The organism is Spirulina subsalsa CS-330, from assembly GCF_028330765.1.
In the GTDB taxonomy this organism is placed as follows: domain Bacteria; phylum Cyanobacteriota; class Cyanobacteriia; order Cyanobacteriales; family Spirulinaceae; genus Spirulina; species Spirulina subsalsa_A.
This window is the reverse complement of sequence record NZ_JAQMTY010000210.1, coordinates 1-23,452: the sequence shown is the minus strand read 5'-3', so window position 1 is coordinate 23,452 and position 23,452 is coordinate 1. Positions and strand designations below refer to the sequence as shown.

General features: G+C 54.7%; 21 protein-coding genes and 1 tRNA gene. 6 read left to right on the top strand and 16 right to left on the bottom strand.

Going from position 1 to position 23,452, the window contains the following annotated elements; all coding sequences use genetic code 11:
- Positions 1-99: 99 nt before the first annotated feature.
- The 3 genes from PN477_RS14825 to PN477_RS14815 all read right to left on the bottom strand — a co-directional run bounded on the left by PN477_RS14825 (position 100) and on the right by PN477_RS14815 (position 3,224).
- The gene (locus tag PN477_RS14825) at positions 100-666 is read right to left on the bottom strand and encodes a hypothetical protein (protein WP_272116430.1); all 567 of its coding nucleotides are present in this window, start codon (positions 664-666) and stop codon (positions 100-102) included.
- 322 nt (positions 667-988) lie between these two features.
- The gene (locus tag PN477_RS14820) at positions 989-1,156 is read right to left on the bottom strand and encodes a hypothetical protein (RefSeq protein ID WP_272116428.1); all 168 of its coding nucleotides are present in this window, start codon (positions 1,154-1,156) and stop codon (positions 989-991) included.
- A gap of 58 nt (positions 1,157-1,214) precedes the next feature.
- Positions 1,215-3,224, bottom strand: coding sequence for an amylo-alpha-1,6-glucosidase (locus tag PN477_RS14815; protein ID WP_272116426.1), 2,010 nt, complete (start codon positions 3,222-3,224; stop codon positions 1,215-1,217).
- 453 nt (positions 3,225-3,677) lie between these two features.
- On the opposite strand from PN477_RS14815, the gene PN477_RS14810 reads away from it, so the two are divergent.
- Together PN477_RS14810 and PN477_RS14805 are read left to right on the top strand one after the other, a co-directional pair.
- Positions 3,678-4,172: a PPC domain-containing protein gene (locus tag PN477_RS14810; RefSeq protein ID WP_272116424.1), complete on the top strand. Its 495-nt coding sequence runs from the start codon at positions 3,678-3,680 to the stop codon at positions 4,170-4,172.
- Between the two features lie 15 nt (positions 4,173-4,187).
- On the top strand, positions 4,188-4,658 hold the full coding sequence (locus PN477_RS14805) for a M67 family metallopeptidase (protein ID WP_272116422.1): 471 nt from the start codon (positions 4,188-4,190) through the stop codon (positions 4,656-4,658).
- Here the strand turns inward: PN477_RS14805 and menD are convergent.
- Both menD and PN477_RS14795 read right to left on the bottom strand, forming a co-directional pair.
- A complete protein-coding gene (gene menD / locus PN477_RS14800) occupies positions 4,655-6,421 on the bottom strand; it encodes a 2-succinyl-5-enolpyruvyl-6-hydroxy-3-cyclohexene-1-carboxylic-acid synthase (protein ID WP_272116421.1) in 1,767 nt (588 codons plus the stop codon). The genes PN477_RS14805 and menD overlap by 4 nt on opposite strands.
- Positions 6,422-6,424: 3 nt before the next feature.
- Entirely contained in the window at positions 6,425-7,333 is a 909-nt protein-coding gene (locus tag PN477_RS14795) for a tetratricopeptide repeat protein (RefSeq protein ID WP_272116418.1), read from the bottom strand.
- 591 nt (positions 7,334-7,924) lie between these two features.
- Between PN477_RS14795 and PN477_RS14790 the strand changes: the two genes are divergently transcribed.
- Complete coding sequence (locus tag PN477_RS14790; RefSeq protein ID WP_272116416.1) at positions 7,925-8,794, top strand: hypothetical protein; 870 nt, start codon at positions 7,925-7,927, stop codon at positions 8,792-8,794.
- Between the two features lie 289 nt (positions 8,795-9,083).
- Here the strand turns inward: PN477_RS14790 and PN477_RS14785 are convergent, their stop codons facing one another.
- From PN477_RS14785 to PN477_RS14740, 10 genes are all read right to left on the bottom strand, one after another.
- A complete protein-coding gene (locus tag PN477_RS14785) occupies positions 9,084-9,203 on the bottom strand; it encodes a photosystem II reaction center protein J (protein ID WP_072621199.1) in 120 nt (39 codons plus the stop codon).
- Between the two features lie 36 nt (positions 9,204-9,239).
- Entirely contained in the window at positions 9,240-9,359 is a 120-nt protein-coding gene (locus PN477_RS14780; RefSeq protein ID WP_272116413.1) for a photosystem II reaction center protein L, read from the bottom strand.
- Positions 9,360-9,368: 9 nt separating this feature from the next.
- Complete coding sequence (gene psbF, locus PN477_RS14775; protein WP_072621201.1) at positions 9,369-9,503, bottom strand: cytochrome b559 subunit beta; 135 nt, start codon at positions 9,501-9,503, stop codon at positions 9,369-9,371.
- Between the two features lie 35 nt (positions 9,504-9,538).
- Positions 9,539-9,784: a cytochrome b559 subunit alpha gene (gene psbE, locus PN477_RS14770; RefSeq protein ID WP_072621202.1), complete on the bottom strand. Its 246-nt coding sequence runs from the start codon at positions 9,782-9,784 to the stop codon at positions 9,539-9,541.
- A gap of 86 nt (positions 9,785-9,870) precedes the next feature.
- Positions 9,871-10,884: a photosynthesis system II assembly factor Ycf48 gene (locus tag PN477_RS14765; RefSeq protein WP_272116408.1), complete on the bottom strand. Its 1,014-nt coding sequence runs from the start codon at positions 10,882-10,884 to the stop codon at positions 9,871-9,873.
- A gap of 42 nt (positions 10,885-10,926) precedes the next feature.
- Positions 10,927-11,307: a rubredoxin gene (locus PN477_RS14760; RefSeq protein ID WP_272116407.1), complete on the bottom strand. Its 381-nt coding sequence runs from the start codon at positions 11,305-11,307 to the stop codon at positions 10,927-10,929.
- A gap of 117 nt (positions 11,308-11,424) precedes the next feature.
- Positions 11,425-13,428 (bottom strand): DICT sensory domain-containing protein, encoded by a 2,004-nt coding sequence (locus PN477_RS14755; protein ID WP_272116406.1) that lies wholly within the window; start codon positions 13,426-13,428, stop codon positions 11,425-11,427.
- Positions 13,429-13,586: 158 nt separating this feature from the next.
- Positions 13,587-15,296 (bottom strand): bifunctional 3,4-dihydroxy-2-butanone-4-phosphate synthase/GTP cyclohydrolase II, encoded by a 1,710-nt coding sequence (gene ribBA / locus PN477_RS14750; protein ID WP_272147373.1) that lies wholly within the window; start codon positions 15,294-15,296, stop codon positions 13,587-13,589.
- A 29-nt stretch (positions 15,297-15,325) separates the two neighbouring features.
- On the bottom strand, positions 15,326-15,913 hold the full coding sequence (locus PN477_RS14745) for a Uma2 family endonuclease (protein WP_272116402.1): 588 nt from the start codon (positions 15,911-15,913) through the stop codon (positions 15,326-15,328).
- Positions 15,914-16,196: 283 nt separating this feature from the next.
- Positions 16,197-16,269 (bottom strand) — tRNA-His (locus PN477_RS14740).
- 137 nt (positions 16,270-16,406) lie between these two features.
- On the opposite strand from PN477_RS14740, the gene PN477_RS14735 reads away from it, so the two are divergent.
- A complete protein-coding gene (locus PN477_RS14735) occupies positions 16,407-16,799 on the top strand; it encodes a DUF4359 domain-containing protein (protein WP_272116400.1) in 393 nt (130 codons plus the stop codon).
- A 4-nt stretch (positions 16,800-16,803) separates the two neighbouring features.
- Here PN477_RS14735 and PN477_RS14730 read toward each other — a convergent pair whose 3' ends face one another.
- Positions 16,804-18,054, bottom strand: a complete 1,251-nt coding sequence (locus PN477_RS14730; protein ID WP_272116398.1) for an ArnT family glycosyltransferase — start codon at positions 18,052-18,054, stop codon at positions 16,804-16,806.
- A gap of 492 nt (positions 18,055-18,546) precedes the next feature.
- On the opposite strand from PN477_RS14730, the gene nifJ reads away from it, so the two are divergent.
- Together nifJ and PN477_RS14720 are read left to right on the top strand one after the other, a co-directional pair.
- Positions 18,547-22,125 carry a pyruvate:ferredoxin (flavodoxin) oxidoreductase gene (gene nifJ / locus PN477_RS14725; protein ID WP_272116395.1) on the top strand — a complete coding sequence of 1,193 codons (3,579 nt, stop codon included), beginning with the start codon at positions 18,547-18,549 and terminating at the stop codon, positions 22,123-22,125.
- Between the two features lie 135 nt (positions 22,126-22,260).
- Positions 22,261-23,277, top strand: a complete 1,017-nt coding sequence (locus PN477_RS14720; RefSeq protein ID WP_272116393.1) for a dihydroorotate dehydrogenase-like protein — start codon at positions 22,261-22,263, stop codon at positions 23,275-23,277.
- The last annotated feature ends 175 nt before the right edge of the window (positions 23,278-23,452 follow it).

Here is a 23,452-nt window from a genome sequence, read left to right as displayed (position 1 = left end):
TGATTTCCCATTCTGCGTCGCTCACATCGCTGGGGTATCCTTGTCTAGGCATTTTCTGTTCTCTTGCGTTTTACCCCCTTTTTCCATCTTTTGAGGCTTTTACCCCCTCTTCTTTATCTTTTCTTCACAGATACCCTCTAGGATTGATTCCTTTTTAAGGTTAGGATAACCGAAATTGTAAAACAGTTCAGTTATCATACCAATTTCAAGTTTTGCAAGTTTGTATAGGTCATTTTTTAGATGATTTGAGAAACCCAACCCTAACTGCATGGCTACTTCTGAGTTTGTAATTGCAGAATCAACTATGTCAGCAATAGACCAGTAAAGAATATTTAGGCTCGAATAGTGAATGTATAAGTCAAGCTCCAAGAGACAATCCAAAAAAATATTCAGTTTTTTGGATTTTAGGCAATCGAGAAATTCACCCTTAGCAATGTGCTTAAGCTTTACTTCTATAATATTTTTTTGTAATTTAAGCCCATCAAACAAGGGTTTAATGTCAGGTTGGTTTCCTTCATAAACCAAACCACCTAAAACAAAATTTGAATTAAAAGAAGAATTGAAATCAGTTTTCCTCACATAGAATTTTCTAATATTATTTGTTTCATCGTAATAAAAAGTAAAAGAACTGTCAAAATTTGCTGTCGGCGCAAGTATTTTAGTCATTCTTATAACATCACTGACATTGAATTTGACCATCTTCTACCTCTTTTCACTACCTTTCTATACGATGTATAACTATGGATTATACGGATTTTTTCATCTAATCACCCCTATACAGGTTTCATTAAGATTTCATCTGTATAACAGCCCTATAGAGGGTGTTATGTGGAAAATTTCCGGATAGTCTCCGTATCAGCGTTTTATACGGATTTGTTTTTTCCATGACGGCTGCCCCACCTCCCAAAAAGCGACTGGACGTGGTTCGAGAGGTGATCCGGATCAAGCACTACTCGCATCGTACTGAGTGCAGCAAACCCTACTTCCTTCACGCCCAAATCCGTATCAGCAATTCTCCTGTTGCCGTTCTCTCCAGGCGAAGTTCACGATTGGCCGCCGCCAGCATGGCAAACTGCTCCGGTGTCACATGCAGGGTTAGCGCCTGAGGAAGCTGGAGCCAGAGGGATTGGGATTGAGGGGGAGCTTGGACAACCATCGTTACTGCTGCACAGGGCTACTTCACCATCTAGTTTAGCGGGCTTGTTTGGGCTGGCTCAGAGCGTTGCGATCGCACGCCACACCCGCAGCACTTCCGCCACTGTCCAAGCCTGAGCGATCGCGCCACGGGGGGTAAAAGGGGGATCGCCGTCGAAGATTTCGCCCAGGCTGCCGACGCAACCGGCGTTGAGGTGGTGGAGGATCGGGGTGAGGAGGGCGAGGGCTTGGGCGCGATCGCTGTACACTGCGAGATGGGCTTGGACATAGTGACCGAGGAGCCAACCCCAGACCGTGCCTTGATGATAGGAGCCGTCCCGTTGGAGGCGATCGCCCCCATAGATGCCCACATAGTCGGGATGATCGGGGGCGAGGGAGCGCAGACCGTGGGAGGTGAGGAGCGATCGCGCCACCGTATCGACGATCAATTTTTGTTCGCGGGGGAGTAGCAGCGGCAATCCCCCGATCGCTGAAAGGTGACTTGGCAGCGAAACCGCAAAAATTTGGTTGGGGCGCAGGGTCGGATCATTGCCCGTCGGCGTATCGAGCACGTCGAAACAATAGCCCGTTTGATAGTTCCAAAACCGATTAAACCCGATTACCGTTTGCTGGGCCATCTCTTGATAGACCTGCACGGGTTCCCCCAACAATTGCCCGAAATACTGCATGATCACCAGGGCGTTATACCAGAGGGCATTAACTTCGATGGGTTTACCGATGCGCGGCGTGACGACCCAATCCTCCACCTTTGCATCCATCCAGGTGAGTTGTTCCCCCGGTTCGCCGGCGTAGAGGAGGCCGTCTTTGGGGTCAACTTTGATGCTGTAGCGCGTGCCGTGAACGTGCCAATCGATCACCTCCACGAGGGCGGGGAAGAGTTCGGCGATCAGGTCTTGGTCTTTGGTGTGGGTATAGTAGGCGCGGAGGGCCTCGAAGTACCAGAGGATGGCATCGACGGTGTTGTATTGGGGGGCGTTCGTGCCGTCGGGAAAGAGGTTCGGCAGCATGCCATGGTCGAGGAATTGGGCAAAGGTGCGCAGCAGTTGACGGGCGATCGCAGGCCGTTCGGTGCTGAGGGTGAGGCCCGGCAGGCTGATCATCGTGTCCCGTCCCCAGTCGCCAAACCAGGGATAACCGGCGATCACTGTTTTACCGTCGGGTTGCTCAGGGAGCGATCGCGCCACAATAAACTGATCCGCCGCCAAGACCAACGGTTCCACCTCTGGGGCGTGGGGGAATTGCAGCGATCGCCAAGGTTCAAGCACCTCCCGTTCGTAGGTTTGCCGCCGCTCCCACGCCGAGGCATTCTCTAGGGTTAGAGGGAATTCCGTCGTCAAAATTAACGTACAGGATTCCCCCGCTCGGAGCGTCACACTCACCAACCCCGGATTAAGATGATCCTCATGATCTGTCAAGCCCCGATACCGCTCCTGAGCCAGATCAAACCCCTGATGCCACAACGGACGCATTGACCACTGGGGCGCAGTCCCTTCGCTGGTCATCACGAGGGCGAATGGTGTCGCTCCCTGAAATGCCGTAATTTGTAAGCCCTGGTCAATAGGAGTAATCTCCATTGGCCAATCGTCGGTGTGGGTATCGCTGTGGAAATCGCGGTAATTGACAAAGGGTTTCAAGGTCAAGGCGACGGGTTCGCTGGCATGGCGGACGCTGTAGCGGATATAGGTCGTATTCTGGCCCGGTTCCATCCAAATCCGCTGTTCGAGGCGCACATCGGCACAGGCATAACTCCAGACGGGGGTTGTGCCTTCGAGGTGAAATTGTTCGAGGTGGAGATAGCCGTGGGGGTCGATGGTTTGGTCGGCCCAGCGATTGGTGAAGAGGGGAAAGGTTGCGCCGCCGTATTGAATGCTGGTGTCCACTTTGCTCACCAACAGGGTACGGCCCAGGGGTGGGTTGAGGGCGGCGATCAGCAGGCCATGGTAGCGACGGGTGAGCAATCCGGCGATCGTGCCAGCGGCGAAACTGCCCGTGCCGTTGGTGACGAGCCATTCCCGCTGTTCAGCGATCGCTAATTCACCACATTCAGCGCGTCCAAATGCAATACCCATGAGCGTTCTCCTTCCCTGAAGCGATGATTTCAAAACCTGTGATGGTTATGGGTTGAGCGGCGCGATCGCGTTACTCTGTTTCAAAACTCACCACCACTTCACTCTAGTTCACCACCACCCGCCTGTTTTGCGGTTGAATCTGATTTTAATCTCTCAGGGTCAATTCCCCGCCGCTTGCGGCGTACAATAGAATCAACTTGACCACCAACTCCCACAGTGAAAACCAAGCTCAAGGGATCTGTTGCCAGACAAAGTATGGGTCTTAGGAACTAGGACTCCTGCCGGGTGAGGGATGATAAGACTGGCTATCTTTAGGGGTAACAAGCGCATCCCATTGAAACAGGCAGCTCCGTCCGCTTGCGGCGGGGTAGTTCACTCACTGAATCTGGCACAGTGCCGAATTTGTGGGACATAATAAACGGGTTAAGGCATACGGCACCAACAATCAAACCTATGAAATCTGCGTTCAATCGTCCCCTACCCCTGGCCTTGTTGACGGGTATCGCTGCATTGGGGTTGGGCGCTCTCACCCCCCCAGCATTGGCGGGCGCATCCTGTGGCCCCACGGTGAAACTCACGGCCCAGCAAAAACAACAATGTCAACGGCCCACCCTCACCTCCGGGCAAGATTTCTCCGATGTGTTGACCGATCAAGATATTCCTTCGGGTGACGGGGGATTCTTTCGCGATTATGAAGTCAATCTTCAAACCGGGGATAATGTCGCCATTGATCTCGTTTCCAATGAATTTGACCCGATTGTGCTGCTGCTGAATCCGGATGGCACGCCCCTCGGTGACAACGACGACGCACCCGGCGGTGGGACGGATTCGCTCCTCTTCACCCGGATCAAAGAGTCGGGAACCTATATTGTGCGGGTGCGCTCCTTTGGCGATACCGGCGGTGGTGCGTTTACCTTAACGGTAACTCGTCTCGTTCCGGTGCGCTAAGGGTGATCCGTTGCAATGGGGCTATCACTGTCAACGCTGCAATACGATACCCTCTGCGCCCATGGAGCCGCCACCTATCCAGAGGAATGCTGTGGGGTGTTGGTGGGACGGGGAGAGGCGATCGCATCGGTCATTGAGGTTGTGCCCTTAGTGAATGTGTGGGGACGGGCGGCGGTGACCGAATCCCTCGCGGCTGTCGCGTCGGAACCCCGATCGGACAGTCGGCGGCGGAATTTTGCGATCGCGCCAGCAGACTTGCTCCGGGTGCAGCGGCAGGCAAGCGATCGCCACCTCGCCATCATCGGCATCTACCATTCTCACCCCGACCATCCCGCCATCCCCTCGGAGTTTGACCAGGCGATCGCCTGGCCGGACTACGATTATCTAATTCTGTCGGTACACCAGGGCCAAACCGTGGCCGTGGAAAATTGGCGACTCAATGATCACGGTGAACTCGCCAGTAGCCCGCTCCTGTTCACCCCTTAACAGCCCGGCCAATTCTGGAGCCATTGACGGCGCACCTGGGCATCGGTGCGCCGCTGGGTGGGGATTTCCAGCAAGCGAATACCAGGGGCAAAGGGGGCGGTGAGATGCTGCGCCAGGTTGTCCCAATCGGTAATCCGGTAATAGGTGATGTGATAGGCGGCGCAGAGGTGCGCGAGGTTGACCCGTTGGGGGGTGACGAAAAATTCTGTAAACGGGGGATCGTAGGCGGCGATCGCCAACTGCTCAAAAATGCCGCCCCCGTCGTTATTCACCAGCACAATCGTAAGGCTACCCGTGAAATGGGGGGCCAAGAGTAGCCCATTGGTGTCATGGAGAAAGGCTAAATCGCCGGTGAGCAATACCGTGGGGCGGTGATCCTGGGCAATGCCCAAGGCGGTGGACAGCGTACCATCAATGCCATTCGCACCCCGATTGAAATAGGGGACAATACCGCGATCGCTCGGTGGCCAAAACGTTTCCACATCCCGCACCGCCATACTGTTGGCGATCAAGATTGGGGTCTGGGGCGGCAAGTGGTGGGCCAAAATCCAGGGCACTTTGGCCGCGATTAGGGGTTCTGTGGCCGCAAGGGTGCGATCGAGATAATGCCGGGCGGCGGTGTCGGCTTGCTGCCATTGGGAGAGATAAGGGCTGGCGGTCAAGGTTGGGGTGGTGTAGTCAATCTGTTCGATCGCAACGCGCAGAGGGTGACTGTTGCCGTGGAGGGGGTCGAAATTATCGGGACGCGGATCGAGAATCCAGCGGGGGGCATCGGTCTCCGTGAGCCATTGCCGCAGAATTTTGCTCGTGGGCAGTTCTCCGAGTTGAATCACCCACCGGGGGGCGAACCGTTGGGCGAGGGTGCGATCGCGCAAAATCAGGTCATAACAGCTAATCAGGTGCGGGTTCAGGGCAACATGGTGACGCAGGGGCGATAGACCCTCGGCCAGTACCGGATAGTTGAGGGCCGCCGCCAGGCGAGCCACGGCGCGACAGTAGACGATCGGATCAGCCGGTTCCGCCAAGCCCGCAATGATCACGCCCTCGGCGGGGGGATGGGGGGGCAGTGCGATCGCGGTGGGCGCAGGGATCAGGGGAGGCGGTGGGGGTGTCCAATCGAGAGACCATTCGGCCACTTGGGGCGCGAGTTCCGGTTGGCGCGTTGGGGCGAGGGGTTCGCGGAAGGGTACATTGAGATGCACAACGCCGGGATGGGGATACAGGGCGCGATCCCAGGCGTGGTGAGTCATCTGTCGCCACGATCGCACAATCTCCGCATCCGGGCTAGGAATCGGGAATTCCGTCTGCCAATTGGGATAGGAACCGAAGAGTTTCAACTGATCAATGGCTTGGCCCGCGTGGCAATGGCGCAATTCCGGGGGACGATCCGCCGTTAGGATCAGCAGCGGCACGCCGGTCATCGCGGCTTCAATCACCGCTGGATAGAAGTTCGCGCCCGCCGTGCCAGAGGTACAGACGAGGGCAACAGGGAGGCGCGATCGCTTCGCCACGCCCAAGGCAAAAAAAGCCGCCGATCGCTCATCTAAACAGGGCAGCGTCGCCACCGTTTTACAGGCAGCAAACGCCACCGCCAAGGGTGTTGAACGTGAGCCGGGACAGATTACCGCCTGCCGTAACCCCCGCCGGGTCAAGGTTTGCACCAACAGGGAGCTGCACAGGGTATTAATATTGCGATCATCTAAACCCCAGGCAGCGATCGCCCGCTGTTGATGCTGTTGTCCTAATCCATCCCCCTGCGTCATGGATTAGTCGGTGCTATCCCCGTCCAGGTCGCTCTCATCCCCATTGGGAGTCTCTGGAGTCTCGCCCCTCGATGCATCAACATCGGCAGGAGCTTGATCCGCGATCGCCGCTGCACTGCGTTTAATCGGGTCTTTATAGCGGGGCGGGGCGAGCGACAGGGCCAAACTGTAGAGGGTTTGGGCATCTTCGGTGCGGCCTTGGGCGTTGAAAATTTCCGCCTTCGCCCATACCGGCCGAAAATCCTCGGCATCCTTGGCAATGACTTGATCGTAAACCGCGATCGCTTCCGTTAAGCGTTCTTGCTGTTCATAGACCCGTCCTAACAACATTTGCACCGAAGCAACATCAATCGAATTGGGTTGGGCGGCGTTGGCTTGGGCGGCGGTTTTTAAGGTCGTTTGCAGCAAGCCGATCGCCCATTCGGGGCGGTCTTGTTGCAACTGGAGCGCCACCATACTTTGCAGGGCTTTAATATAGCCGGGATGGTTATCCAAGGCAGTTTCGTAGGCTTGGAGTGCCCCGGCTAAATCGCCGAAATACTGCCGCGTTTGCCCCAGCAACAGCAGATAATCTGGCTGCTCTGGGACGAGGGTGGCTAAGCGTTCGAGGGGTGCGATCGCCCCCTCTAGATCCCCCTGCTCAACCCGGACTTCCACCAAGCCCCGCAGCGCCGTAATATTATCCGGCTCCCGCTCTAGCACCAATTCATAGCCCTTCGCCTCCGCCGCGAGGTCATTATCCACCACCGGCACAGCATTCGGGGTCGGTGAGGGGGACACTTGGGCCGGGATATTGCCCGACCGATTGCGCCACAACCCCACCAAGGGGACAAGAGACCCCCCGACAAAAATCACCAAGATCAGGACGAGAACAACATAGACCCAAAGGCGACGCGATTGTGTCTTTTTCACAGCACTTTTTTAGGACAACAACTTAGAAATAGATAACATCCCCGCCAACCTAGACCCGTTAGAGAACAGCGCCGCCTCTCCAGCGGAACCCCGAAACGTTCACCGTCGGCGTGGGGCGATGTCTACCCCCACAGGATCGAACGGTTGGTCAGATTCGCGGGAATTCTTTCGATTCTGCCAGGTTAGCCATCCCATCATTGTACCGTTGGATGATCCTCCCTGCCGGGGGCGACCCGGCCTCAAGCAGCTACCCAAGCACGGGATTTCGGGCCATCTCGTTAAATTATGCGGATTCCCAATCCGATCAACCGCATTAAGTACAATCATGACAACGGTGGGCCGTTCCCCATCAAAGGCATGATGTCAAGATGGAGACCCCCGAGTTCCACAGGGGACTTTCCCACTCACCATGTAAAGTAGAGAGAGACCGTACCCATACGGCTCTTCTTCACTGGTTCGAGACATCAGGAGACACTGGCTCCCCGTACCTCATGTCGAGGTGCGATCGCTTTGCTCCCCGATCACAACTTTTGTGATCATCACACCCGTTGCGTATCTCGCCAGTTGTCGAGCTTAGGATCTAGCACGATAATGAACAATCAAGCCGCCTCCGTCGAACAGTCCACACCCATTTCATCTACCAAACCGCCTCGCTCCCAACCCATTCCGCCGCCGAGTGAACCACGACAGTATCGGGCCATCGGTCTAGTTCATGGACGCTATATCCCGTCAGAGGAACAGCACACCAAAGGCATGGTGGTCACCGATGATGGGAGCGAAATTGATGCCGTACTCCTAGGGCGCGTCATCAGTTTGATCAAAAATCACCTGGATCTCGAAAAACCTCATCTTTGGGTTGTCTATCCGCGCACCCGTCAGCAGGAAGAAGAACTCCATGTGCAAATCGCGGGAGTTTGGGAACCGGAAAAACTCCACCCCAACCCAGAAAGCTTAGAACCAAAAGATGCCGAGGCCAGTGAAACCCCGGAAGATCCCAAAATCAAGCGCCCGCTCCGGCCCGTAGACCCGCCGAGTCCGTCGGAACCGCGCTGTGAGGATGGTTATTTTTCCGTGCGGGGGGAAGCGGTTTTCTGTTCTACTGAGCAGGAGTTGGTGATTATTAAAATTCAGCAGACCTCTCGCAATCCTGAGGAAAAGCGCAAAAAATCCTTTAAGCTCCACCTCAAAGGCGTGTTGCCCGAAGAACGACCCCTACGCCATTTTTGGGATGTTCATTTAGTCCGGGACGGGCAACATTTAGCGATTCAAGAAGCCAATGATATGGGCTTTATGCCCAAGCCCAAGCCTCGCAAAAAGTTTGATAAGAAACCGGGGGGCGGCTTTCAGAAGCGGTATTCGAGTCGGCCGAGTAAAGTGGTGAAACCGGGAGAGGGAGGGCCGAGCCGCGTTGCTAAACCCATTCCCAAAAAACGGAATTCCTCCCCGGATAGTGGAGATTAACCATCAACGCTGAGGTGGTGCGATCGCGCTTCCATCCTCGTGAATGATGATGATCGGGGCGAATGATGCTTCTTCCCGGTGTCATCGTTCTTGGTATAGCAGTAGTAGAGATCGTTAGGGCAGGCAAGGGGCTTCAGCCCCTTGTTCCTAGATCTACTGTGGCCCTAACCCTCGTTCTCGTTGCTACATTGGCAAAACCCGCCGCTCTCCCTTGGGAAAACGGCGGGTTTTAACTGTAGAGTGCCATGCTAAAGTCGCAATGTGCAATCGATGGCGGGCGGCCCGTTAATTACAACGAGGAACCCAAACCGGCGTAGGCACCGTAAAAGAACAGCCCCACAATACCAATTGCACCCATACCGGCAACAACGCCAACCACCCAAAGGGGAATTCGCCCATCTGCAAACATCTGTCTATCCTCCTAATGTGAAATCCTAAACTGTGATTAGTTAAAGAAGTAGCTCGAAAACAAAACACCCAACACAAAGATTAACAGCAGTCCCAAGAATAGGGAGGTGCGGTTGAGTTCAACGGGTTGCTTGTTGGGATTATTAGAACGTTCCATGGAGGCCTCCTAGCGTTGAATAAATTGCATTGCGGCGATCGCACCCAGGAAAAATACCGAGGGCACAGCCAAGGTGTGAACTGCTAACCAGCGCACTGTAAAAATGGGATAGGTTACAGGTTGGTTTCCGGACGGATTGGTCATAGTTTATAACCCTTGTTTTTGAATAGAGATGTTGACTATTTATTGAAAATTTCGATCTGCTTTGTTGCGTCATAGCGATCAGACACAATCGGCATTTCTTGACGATCTTGGGTGAAATATTCATTCGGACGGGGAGTACCGAATGCATCGTAGGCCAGTCCTGTGCTGACAAACAGCCACCCTGCAATAAACAGCATCGGAATCGTAATACTATGGATCACCCAGTAACGAATACTGGTAACAATGTCGGTAAATGGCCGTTCTCCGGTTTGTCCTGCCATGTGAAAGTGTCTCCTTTGACAAACATTAAAGTCTACTGTACACCATAAAGAATCGCTTGTTCGGGGAACGCACGATTCCGATGGAACTATGCGATTTCATCACTGGGTTCATAGCGCAGTAAAGCGCCGCGATCGCCCAAGATAAAACCATGGTCTGCATCGAGAAAAACGATGCGATACAAATTAGCGGGGACGCTCTCCACCTGGCGATCTTTTTGCCAGGTTTCCCCCTCATCAAAACTGACGAGGAGATTACCACTGCCGCCGGATACCCAAATTTCCGCTGGAGTCCGATAGGCTACATCCAGAAGTCCCCAACTGGTGGAGAATTCGGGGTAGATTTCTTCACCCCATTCCCCATCCTCTTCCGTGGCATCCGGTTGTGAGAATTGTAACTGTCCACCGCGAGCGATGAGCCATTGACGACCGTCCTCGATAAAGCCCATATTTTGGAGCCGACGGGAGCTTGTGCGCTGGTGGGGAGCCCATTCATCATCACCCGGATGCCAGGTGGAGTAGAAGTTTCCTTTGGCGGAAACGGCGAGATAGTCACCCTGGGGCGATCGCGTCATATTCCGCACCACCCCCACAGACCCTTGCACGAGGGCGTGCCAATTATTGGCACCGTCATCCGTGCGATAGATCGCCCCTAGATCCGTGGCAAGTTCAGCACTGTCCGGGCCGAGAGCCGTAATCATATAGGGGGAACCGGGGAGCTTACTACTTAGGATAACGCGAGTCCAATGGGCCCCGCCGTCATTGGTATGGAGAAGGATCGACGGTTTGCCGACAATCCAGCCCTCTTGCCCGGCAAAACTGACCGACAGAAAACTCACCTTTTCCTCGCCGAGGTCAATGATGCGAGGTTCCCAGGTTTTGCCGCCGTCGGTGGTTTCAAAAATGCTAGAGCGGCTACCGACAATCCAACCGTGGTCTGGATTGTCGGTAAAGCCCACATCATAGAGGCTGGCATCGGTGGTAAGGTCAATTACCTGCCATGGGTTGGAGCTAATACTAGGGACACTGCTACAGGCCACGCAGAAGATGGCGAGGAGGGTAATTATGAGAAGTTGCTTGAATTTACTTAATATAAGGTTCATAAGATCATCGGTTAAATCGGCCGGGTTCGCAGCCGCAGGGAGCTAGCGTAACCCGTAGAGACTGAGGAAAAATAACACGCCCAATGCCAAGGCTCCAAAAATGAGCAGGTTTTTTTGATTGGGGGTGAGGGTGTTAACCCCAAAACCATAGGTCAGGTTTTCTTGAAAACCAGAGGGAGCATTGGCCGCGCCAATGTTGCGGAATTGGGTTCGACGCACACCGCAGACTGGGCATTTCCAAGTTGCGGGCAGATCGACAAACTCTGTACCAGGGGCAACGTTATTGTTGCTGTCCCCTTTTTCCGGTTCATAAACGTAGCCACAACTGAGGCATTCGTACTGGGGCGATGCTTGTTCAGCGAGGGTCTTTTCCTGAGCACTCGGATTGTCAGTACTCGGATCTTCGTGAGCACTTGGACTCATGGTGTGGTTTTTGTGAATATTAAAAACTTTGTTACAAATTATCGCATAGTTTTAACCCAATTCGGGGCTTGTTTCCGGTTCAAGTTGAGGGGATGATTTGGGAATGGGGGGGATGGGTTAGGAGGTGCGGCGCGATCGCCGGGGTGAATTGGAGCTTGAGCGTACACGGGTGACGGGGAGGGTGGTGGCGATGGGGATGGTGAAGTGGAATTGACTGCCTTGGTCTTTGCCGTTGGATTCGGCCCAAATTTTGCCGCCCCAGCGTTGAATGATTTGCCGACAGATGGCGAGTCCGAGGCCCGTGCCGCCGGTGGTGCGCTGGAGAGCGCCTTCTTCTTGGTAAAACCGATCAAAGACGGTTTCGAGGCGGTTGGGTTCAATGCCGCGGCCGTTGTCAATGATGGACAGGGTGATTTGCTCGCTTTGATCCTGACGGGCGATGAGGGTAATATTGCCGTCGGGGGGGGTGAATTTACAGGCGTTGTCGAGGAGTTTAGCGAGGACTTCGACGAACCATTCACCGTCGGCTTGGACGAGGGGGAGGTCGGGGGCTAGGCTGATTTCAATGTGGGGGATGCGGCTGCCGTGGTAGCGCGATCGCACATTGCTTACCCCTAGTTCCACACATTCTTCGATCAGCAGCGGTTCGGGGTTCCATTCAACGCGGCCGCTTTCGAGTTGGGAGAGGGTGAGGAAGTCTTGGATTAACTTGCGCATCCGTTCGGCATCGGCGAGGGCGGTGTTGAGCATCACTTGGCGCAGTTCCGGGGACATGTCCGGTTCGGTGGCGAGGCTTTCGAGACAGACTTGGATCGTGGAGAGGGGAGTGCGCAGTTCGTGGCCGGTGATGGCGACGAGGTTGGAGCGGGTGCGATCGAGGGCGGCCAGTTGTTCGTTGAGGTCTTCGAGGTTGGCGTAGGCTTCGGCTTGGATCAGGGCTACGCCTACTTGGTTGGCGATCGCTTCTACGAGGCTGATTTGCTCCCCCGTCCAGGGCAGATGATCGGGCCGACATTGGTGCAGTTCAATCATCCCCAAAAAGCGGTCTTGGTAAAACACCGGCACCATCAGCCATGAACCAATATGGTGGGCCTGGGCAAGGGTGCGCACGGTGGCGGAGATCGCGTCATTATTGGGGCTGAGATCCTGCACAAAGAGAGACTCTAGTTGCGTGGCTACCCGCTGAAAGAGTTCGTTTTGGGTTAATGCCCAGGTTTTGCCGAGGAGGGAACCGATATCGGTGTTGAGAAATTCATGGCTGATGGTGGCGGTGGGATCGGTGGCACTACAGCGGTAGATGATACAGCGGCAGGCTTCGAGGCCATGGCCGAGTTGTTCAACGGCCACCTGAAGAATTTCTTCGGGGTCAAGCGATCGCCGAATGGCCGTTGTCATCAGATGAATGAGGCGTTCTTTCTGCTCTTGGGAGGCAATGGCGCGATAGGCCTTAATCAGCTTGTACTGTCCCACTTGGAGATAGCTCACCAGTCGATTCACAAAGGGGTCGGGGTAGTTGATGGGTGATTCATCGGCCCCCGCGATCGCCAAGGTGAGATCGCAACTATTGTTCAGGTAGCGGGCTTTGGCGGCGGCGATTTTATCCGTCAGTTCGGGGCGATAGTGGAGAATGCGATCGAGCAGGATGATGGCGGCGGCACAACTGGCTTGGCGATTAAACGTCCAAATCCCCTCAAAACGGCGATTAGAATCCATGTCCAAGCTGAGGGTTTCGGGTTCAAGGGTGGTGCGTTCCCGACAAATGAGACAGTTGGCGTAGCGATCGCCAATCACTACCAAATGCCATTCTTGGCTGAGGGCATCGTTAGGATCAAACGCAACCGATTCATAAAGACCAGAGCCATGCTTGAAGTCTGTTTCTGGGGCGGCCAACACATAGACCTGATCGCTTTGTTCGCCAATGCGACGGTAACGGTGGGCTTCTTGGCGATAAAACCGTTCCTGTTGAAAGGTGGCGATAATCAAGGGGCCGTCGGTATGGGCGAGGACTTGATCTTCCATCGCATGGGACAACGCCACCAATGACGTTTTAAAAAACATCTGCGGCCGCCAGTCTGGTAAGACCTGCATTAGTTGCGCCAAGACCGAGCTTGAAATACTCATCGCCGTTTAAGGGGTGCTGCCGTTGCCATTTTAGCGGGGAGAGTCCTGCTCTCTTCGTGAAGGACGTTTAATCTTCCCATAATCCTACAAAGATCCCTAGGTCGGATTTTGAATTAGATTCAGTTATTAAATATTGAATTTAATATTAAAAAAAATCATCAACTAAATCCGTAGATGGTTTGGGTGGCCAGGGGATCTTGCAACACCGTAGAGGGCGATCGCCCGGCAGGAACCTGATGGCGAGACAGGTTGACTTGTAATTTCATCAAGGGATCTTCGCCCGTGGCGAGCAGGAATTGTAACTGATCAATGCGGGGCCAAAGCACCAACTGATCGAGCAATTGTCCCAAGGCTAAAAGATAGGGATGGGTAGGGTCATTGTACCAGTCTGCGGTCGCCAGTCCCGGTTGATCAAACCCAAGGTGGGCCACTAAGGAGGGTCGGCCAAAGAGGGCGATCGCCACCGGCCGCGCTTCTTCTTGGAGGATCAAATTGGCAGAGGTGGCCAGCGATCGCAACTTTTCGAGCAACTCATACCGCTCTTGCACCCCCTGCACCCGATCCACCCAAGTAATTGCGATCGTCACCAAATAGGTCTGCAACAGCAAATGGCCCAGCTTTTCCGCCTTCGTCGCCAAATAGGTCGCATTATAATCCGTCGCCTCAATCAACAGCGGCAAGCGATCCACCATTTCCAGGCCGTACCCCTTCAGCCCCGCAATCTTGCGAGGATTATTCGTAATCAAGCGAATCTGCTGCACACCCAGATCATTCAACATCTGCGCCCCCATGCCGTAATCCCGCAGATCCGCCGGAAACCCCAGCCGCTCATTAGCCTCCACCGTATCCAGCCCCAAATCTTGCAGGGAATAGGCCTTCAGCTTATTCACCAAGCCAATCCCCCGCCCCTCCTGGCGCAGGTACACCACCACCCCCGCCCCCGCACTTTCAATCATTTTCAACGCCGTTTGCAACTGCATCCGACAATCGCACCGCAACGACCCCAAGGCATCCCCCGTTAAACATTCCGAATGCATCCGCACCAACACCGGCTGCGTCGCAAACTGCGCCGGGTCGCCCTTAACGATCGCAATATGTTCCGTGTTATCGAGGGTATTGCGGTAGGCGTAGAGGTGAAAATCGCCGAATTGGCTCGGAAACTGGCACACCGATTCGCGATGGACGAAGCGATCGTGCTGGAGGCGATAGCTAATCAAATCTGCAATATTAATCAGCTTCAACTGATGTTGACGGGCATAGTCAAACAATTGCGGCAGCCGCGCCATCGAGCCATCGGGATTTTGAATCTCACAAATCACCCCCGCCGGATAGAGACCCGCCAACCGCGCCAAATCCACCGCCGCTTCCGTATGGCCCGCCCGTTTTAACACCCCGCCCTGTTTCGCCCGCAGCGGGAAAATATGACCCGGACGGCGCAGATCATCGGGACGGCTGGCGGGGTTGATGGCGATTTGAATGGTTTTGGCGCGATCGTCAGCCGAAATTCCCGTGGTGACTCCCAAATGGGGCGCAGCATCAATACTGACCGTAAACGCCGTTTGGTTCGGGTCGGTATTTTTCGTCACCATCAGCGGCAAATCCAACTGATCGAGCCGTTCCCCCGTCATCGCGAGACAAATCAACCCCCGCGCCTCAACCGCCATGAAGTTAATCATGTCAGGGGTGGCAAATTGGGCAGCGCAGATGATATCACCTTCATTTTCGCGATTTTCATCATCCACAACCACCACGGAGCGGCCCGCCTTAATATCAGCCAGGGCGGCATCAATGGAATCAAACTGAAAAGAGAGAGGGGGCAAGTCCAACACGGAGTCTGGGGTAACGTTTGCGTACAAGTGCAAAATCATTCTAACGGACTCCTGAGTCGGGCTTGGCGTTACCAGTCTCCCTGCATGACATCAGAAACAGTGAGGTGCAGTTCTGGAAACATCGGAGACTCAATCACAGTATCACCCACAAATTTGGTGGCATCGTACCAGCCATCACTGAGGGTCAAGATATTGATTTGGCAATCCAAGGGGTCTACAATCCAATATTCCGGAATATTGAGCACACTGTATTCCGAGCGTTTGGTGCGGTAGTCGGTGCTGCGGGTGGTTTCACTGACGACTTCGATCACCAGCAAGGGCGCAGGCTCACCGGCTCGGATCACGGCTTCGCGGCTGTGGAGTTCTCGCCATTGGTGACGGGGGAGAATGAAGAGATCAGGGATGCGGACGGTATACCATTGGTGGCTCCGAGGGGATTGCAAGCCGATCACCATGGGCTTGACAATCAAATCCTGTTGGAGGCGTTCGATTTCGAGCCGCAGTTGCAGATTGAGATAGTCAATGATTTCGCCGTGTTGGCCGGTTCCAATGGACATGGGACTTAGTTCTCCATTCACCAATTCGTAGCGAGTGTCAGTGTTGTTTCTGTAGTGGATGTAGTCATCCAATGTGATGGGCGCAAGGGTTGTCACCATAACAGACCGATAAGAGACAAGGGTCAATTGGCGGATATTATCGCCAGATATGTCCTATTTTCGGGGGACTGAGGGGGAAATCCTGATGATTTTGCAGCGAATTTTCCAGGCAAGCCCCCAGATTCTGAGCCGCACTGTCGCAGGGAGAACCCTGACCCAACCGGATGGGAACCTGATGCTAGGGATCTGGGTCAGGGGGAAAATCCCAAAACCTATGGCCAGATCGCGCAAGTTTCGGTTTGACCAGCTGCGGATTTGTGTTGAATCGTTATGGTGTTAAGAGGGCGAATGACGGGGATCGAACCCGCGAATGGTGGTACCACAAACCACTGCCTTAACCACTTGGCTACACTCGCCATGCCATTAGAGATTATAACAGGTAATTGAGGAATTTTGATCAATGGTGTTGGATTCAATGGGGAATAGGGTTGAGATGGTAGACCACAGGACTAGAGCAAGCCTAGAGTAACTTTATTTTAAGGACAGTTATTTTATGAAATTATGGCAAGCTACCGTCACGAGTGCGGGGATTATGATCGGGGTGCTAGGGGCGGGGTTGACGATGACCAATCCGGGACGTAGTGCCTATGAGGACTATGCGGTGGAACAGTTAACCCTGTACCTTAATGACAATCTATGTCAGGATTTGCCGGAGCAGTTACGTCAATTTTCCCAACAATGCCAGTCGTTGGGCGATACGCTCTTAGATACGGCGCGGCCGCAATTACAGCAACTCCTGAACAGCAATACAGATCGGGAAAATTATTTGCTGTTTAGTATCTATCGCACGGAGTTGGCGTTGCCGCCGATGGTGACGGGTTACCAGTTTGAGACGTTGGGGATTCTCAATCAGTTTTATATCTATCGGATGGAAAAAAAACAATAGGGGGTTATCCCTGAGGGGTGGTGAGGAGGCGCACGATGTAGAGTCCCCAGAGTAGGAGGGGGAGAAATTGCCGATCGCCGAGGGCCATGAGTCGCGCCACCATGGTGTAGGTGAGGGCGATCGCACCGCCGGCCAACCCTAAACGCAGGAGTGGGGGCTGTACTGGTTTGAGGATTAAGACGGCGACCAAGACGGACAAGACGGTGACCCCACTGATCCAACGTGAGCCTCGTCGCCAGTGGGGGGCGAGTTTACCCTGTTGGATTTGTTCCTGGAGATTCCAGAGTTGGACTGTGGCGAGAATGGCGAACAGGGGCAGCACCAAGAGCAGCGGGTTTTGGCTGGGGAGGATCAGCCCAAAGCCTAGCCCCACGACCAAAAGCCAAATTCGCAGGAGCAGCGACCAACTCCAGCGCGATCGCTGTAGGGTCTGTTGACAACCGCCCCACACCAACGCCAAGCCACTGAGGGCAAACCAGCTTTCTGTGAGCCAGGGATGATGACCGTAGAGCACGACGGAGGTGAGGCCCTGATCCACGGTGATGATTGGCCCAGCCTGACCCACCGCCGACCCAATCCACGGTAGATTACCCACGCCAAGGCCCAGCCAAAACCAGGGGTGATGGAGGAGGCGGGGGGTATCGGCGGCGTAAAAAGTGAGGATGCCTAAGGTCATGATCAAGGCGCTGCCGGGTTGGGTGAGGGCGAGGAGGTTGAGGGCGGCGGTCATGCCCCAGAGCCACCGCCAATCGCGGCGCGATCGCAACACCGTCCATAACAAAAGAGTTTCCCAGCACCACAATGCCCCCAAGGGCTGAGCGATGCGCCCCCCGTTCACCGTGGGCAACAGCACCAGATCCACCACCCCCGCCAAAATCGCCATCCAACGGCCCGGAAACAGTTCACGGGTCACCCCATAGAGCAACACCACTGATCCCGCTGTCAACAGGGCCGTGGGCAATCGCAACATCATCAAACTGGCCCCCCACCATTGCGCCGCCCCCACCACCAAATAGGGTACGAGGGGAGCCTCGTGCCAGGGGGAATGGGTCATCAGGGGATCAGCCCAGAGGGTGGTGAGGGTGGTGGTGCGGGCGAGGTGATAGAGGTCGGCTTCGAGGCCGGGCTGGAGGGGGAGGGAGGGCAACGACCAACCGAGGGCGATCGCACTGAGAAGAAACAACCCCAGCAAACTCAGTCCTTCTTGCCAGAGGGGTTCGTAGCGATCGCGCCGGGGTGCAGGAGAGGGGGCCATGGGAGTGGACAGAGGATGAATGTTCGGGAGCGGGAATGAACCGCAGGGGGTCTGGATACAGGGTAGGCGGAAACGGGGTCTTGGGGGTGAGGCGTTCTCGTCGATGGGTTAGGGCGCGATCGCCATTGGAGTTACGCGGCCGAACTTCACTGGGGCCGGGCTTATTTTGTAAGTAATTGTGATCAAATATTTCATTACATTAAGCGTCGATCAAAGATTAAAAAACGCTAAGTATTTACGTCTTTGAAATTAGTCTAGTGTCATCATAAAGATACGTGAGCAATTGGATGAGAGTTCAGGACAGCAGACTATTTGTCTGATCAGTTCTTAATGATTTGACTCAACAAAACAACTCTCATGTTGCTTAATTTCTCATTCCATATCCCACCCTTATTTTTATTGCCAAACTAGCGAAATGTTTATGATTGCCACATTTTTTGGTGGACAATATCATTTGGTTTGGCATGGACGTTCATTCAGCAGGTCTTACCTATGACGACCAAAACCTATGCCACCCTCGACGGGAACGAAGCCGTTGCGCGTGTCGCCTACAAACTCAACGAAGTCATTGCGATTTATCCCATTACCCCGGCCTCTCCAATGGGGGAATGGTCCGATGCGTGGATGAGTGAAGGTCAAGCCAACCTATGGGGAACGATACCTTCCGTGGTGGAAATGCAAGCGGAAGGGGGGGCGGCGGGGGCCGTCCATGGGGCCTTACAAACCGGGTCACTGACCACCACCTTCACCGCCTCACAGGGTCTGCTCCTGATGGTGCCGAACATGTATAAAATCGCCGGGGAACTGAGTCCCTGTGTGATCCATGTGGCGGCGCGATCGCTCGCGGCCCAAGGCCTCTCGATTTTTGGCGATCACAGCGATGTGATGGCCGCCCGCGCCACGGGCTTCGGGATGATCTGCTCGGCTTCCGTCCAAGAAGCCCACGATCTGGCCCTTGTTTCCCATGCCGTCAGTTTAGAAACCCGGATTCCCTTCTTGCACTTCTTCGATGGGTTCCGCACCTCCCACGAAATTCAAAAAATCGAACTGCTTGAGGATGAACACCTAGCGAGCTTGGTCGAGATGGATTGGGTCTTTGCCCACCGCGATCGCGCCATGACCCCCGATCGCCCCGTCCTGCGCGGCACAGCCCAAAACCCCGATGTTTATTTCCAAGCCCGCGAAAGTGTCAACCCCTTCTATGATGCCTGTGCTGATGCGGTGCAAGCGACGATGGACAAACTCGCAGCTCTGACGGGACGCACCTATCAGGCGTTTCAATACGAAGGTGATCCCAACGCAGAACGGGTGATCGTCCTGATGGGTTCGGGCTGTGAAACGGTGCATGAAACCGTGGACTATCTCACCGCCCAGGGGGAAAAAGTGGGGGTGCTTAAAGTGCGTCTCTATCGTCCCTTTGATGTGGTGAAATTTAAAGCGGCTTTGCCGGAGACGGTGAAGGCGATCGCCGTCCTCGACCGCACCAAGGAACCCGGCTCGGCCGGTGAACCCCTCTATCAAGATGTGCTCAATGCCCTCGTGGAAACCTGCGACGGCATGATCCCCAAAGTCGTCAGCGGTCGCTATGGCTTGTCCTCGAAAGAGTTCAACCCCGCCATGGTCAAGAGTGTGTTTGATAACCTCAGCGCCGCCAAGCCCCGCAATCACTTCACCGTCGGCATTAACGACGACGTGACCAACACCTCCCTGAGCTACGATGCCAGCTTCTCCACGGAACCGGACAGCGTGGTGCGGGCGATGTTCTACGGCTTAGGGTCTGATGGGACAGTGGGCGCAAATAAGAACTCGATCAAAATTATCGGGTCAGCCACGGACAACTACGCCCAAGGCTACTTTGTCTACGACTCGAAGAAATCCGGGGCGGTGACGGTGTCCCACCTGCGCTTTGGCCCGAATCTGATCCGCAGTACCTACTTAATTAACCAAGCCAACTTTATCGCCTGTCACCAATCGATCTTCCTCGAAAAGCTCGACATGCTCAAGGATGCGACCCAGGGGGCGACCTTCTTGCTCAACAGTGCCGATGGGCCGGATCAGGTGTGGGGTAAACTCCCCCTCGAAGTCCAAGAGCAGATTGTCCGTAAGGGGCTGAAGTTCTACGTGATCAATGCCTTTAAGGTGGCACGGGATAGCGGTATGGGCGGCCGGATTAATACGGTGATGCAGACTTGTTTCTTTGCGCTGTCGGGGGTGTTGCCGAAGGAAGAAGCGATCGCCCAAATCAAGAAAGCGATCGAAAAAACCTACGGCAAGAAAGGGGCGAACATCGTCCAGATGAACCTCACCGCCGTCGATAATACCCTCGAAAATCTCTTTGAAGTGACGATTGGCGATGCTGATTCACCCCTGCGCCGCCTGCCGGCCATGCCCAGTAATGCCCCGGATTTCGTCCGCGAGATCGAAGGCAAAATGCTGATTAAAGAAGGGGATGATCTGCCCGTCAGTGCGCTGCCCTGCGATGGAACCTATCCCACGGCAACATCGAAATGGGAAAAACGCAACGTGGCACAATTCATCCCCACCTGGGACCCGGATGTTTGTGTGCAGTGCGGCAAATGTATGATTGTTTGTCCCCACGGTACGATTCGCGGCAAGGTGTACAGCCCGGATCAGTTGGGCAATGCGCCGGAAACGTTTAAATCCACCGAAAGCCGCGATCGCGACTTCACGGGCCAAAAATTCACGATCCAAGTGGCCCCGGAAGACTGCACCGGCTGCGGCATTTGTGTTGATGTTTGCCCCGCGAAAAATAAATCGCAACCGTCGCGCAAGGCGTTGAACATGGAAGCGCAACCCCCCCTGCGGGAACCGGAACGGGAAAACTGGAACTTCTTCCTTGACCTTCCCAACCCCGATCGCAGCGGGTTAAAACTCAACCAAATTCGCCAACAGCAACTCCAAGAACCGCTGTTTGAATTTTCCGGAGCCTGTGCCGGTTGTGGGGAAACGCCCTATCTCAAATTGGCCTCGCAACTGTTCGGCGATCGCATGGTGATCGCCAACGCCACCGGCTGTTCGTCAATCTACGGCGGCAACTTGCCCACCACCCCCTGGGCCATCGATGCCCACGGTCGCGGCCCCACCTGGTCAAACTCTCTCTTTGAAGACAACGCCGAGTTTGGTATGGGTTTCCGCGTCTCCCTCGATAAACACGCCAGCTTTGCCGCCGAACTGGTGGCCAAGCTCGCCCCGCAACTGGGGGATGATCTGGTGTCCGGCTTGCTCAACGCCCAGCAGGTCGATGAAGCGGAAATTTGGGAACAACGGGAACGGGTGGCAACCCTGAAGCAACACCTCGGCAACATGGGCGAGGCTGATCCTGCCTTTGCGGAGGCGCGGCAATTGCTCACCCTGGCGGATTATCTGGTGAAGAAATCCGTGTGGATTATCGGCGGGGACGGCTGGGCCTACGATATTGGCTACGGTGGTTTGGATCATGTCCTGGCCAGTGGGCGCAATGTCAATGTGTTGGTGATGGACACCGAAGTCTATTCCAATACCGGCGGGCAATCCTCAAAAGCGACCCCACGGGGCGCGGTGGCCAAGTTCGCCGCTGGGGGTAAGCCGTCGGCGAAGAAGGATCTCGGCTTGATTGCCATGACCTACGGCAATATTTATGTGGGGTCGGTGGCGATGGGAGCGCGGGATGAACATACGCTGCGGGTGTTCCTCGAAGCGGAAGCCTACGATGGCCCATCGTTGATCATTGCCTATTCCCACTGCATCGCCCACGGCATCAATATGCAAACGGCGATGAGCCATCAAAAGGCGATCGTGGACAGCGGGCGGTGGTTGCTCTATCGGTACAATCCGGATCTGGTGGCCCAGGGTCAAAACCCGTTGCAGTTGGATTCCCGTGCGCCGAAGCGGCCTGTGGGCGAGACCTTCAACGCGGAAAATCGGTTCAAGATGTTGACGAAGACCAAACCCGCCGAGGCGAAAGCGTTATGGGCAGAGGCTCAGGTGGATGTGGATACCCGTTGGCAGATGTATCAATACCTCGCATCGCGTCAGATGGCGAACTCTGAACCAACGGAGAGCGTCGAATAGGGGATTGCAGTTGTGAGCATGACGTGGGTGCGATCGCACTCGCGTCTTTCCTCCCCATTCCCGCTTCATGCCCTGCCTGAATCGCCCCGATGATTTTCCCAATCGTTCCCGGCATACTCTACACCCAAAGCAATCATGGACTTAACAACGACTTATTTAGGACTGACGCTTAAATCTCCCCTCGTGCCGTCAGCCGCAGCCCCCCTCTCGGAGGATCTCGATAATATTAAACGCTTAGAAGATGCGGGAGCGGCGGCGATCGTGCTCCACAGCATTTTTGAGGAGCAACTGAGCCAAGAAGAATACGAACTGCACCACCATTTAACCTACGGCACGGAAAGTTTTGCCGAAGCCTTGAGCTATTTTCCAGAGCCGGAGACGTTCCATGTGGGGGCGGAAACCTATTTGGAGCATATTCGTTTGGCGAAGGAGATGACGGAGATTCCAATCATTGCCTCGCTGAATGGCTCCACCCTGGGCGGCTGGACACATTTCGCCCAGCAGATCGAGGCGGCGGGCGCGGATGCGTTGGAGTTAAACATTTACAACATCCCCACCGACCCCAATCAAACCGGGGCTGATGTGGAAGCGAACTATGTGGCGATCGCCCAAGCGGTGAAAGCGGAAGTTTCGATTCCCGTAGCGCTCAAACTCAGCCCGTTTTTTAGCAATATGGCCAACATGGCGAAACAGCTAGACGAAACGGGCATTGATGGTTTGGTGCTGTTTAATCGCTTCTATCAGCCGGATATTGATATTGATGAACTGGTGGTGCGTCCGAATATTCTGCTCAGCAATCCCCAGGCGATGCGGTTGCCGATGCGGTGGATCGCGCTGCTGTTTGGGCGGATTAATGCGGATTTGGCGGCTACTAGCGGGGTGCAGCATGGCCGCGATGCGCTCAAGTTGTTGATGGCGGGGGCGAAAATCACCCAGGTCTGTTCGGCACTGCTCCGCCATGGTATTCCGTACCTGAGCACGATTGAAGCAGAAATGCGCCATTGGATGGAAGAGAATGAGTATGAATCTGTGAGGCAAATGCAAGGCAGCATGAGCCAGGTGAATTGTCCCGATGAAAGTACCTTTGAGCGGGTGCAGTACATGAAGGGGATTCAGTCCTACCACCCGGATCAGTTCACGGTGGCTCCGTAGGGTTTTTTGCCCTCACCCCTAGCCCCTCTCCCACCGGGCTACTGCTTATACATAACGTTCAAATGTTGGCCTCGTCTGCGTTTGATCCCCCTAAATCCCCCTTAAAAAGGGGGACTTTTTTGCGTTCCCCCCTTTTTAAGGGGGGCTAGGGGGGATCGAGAGAAGGTGAACATCG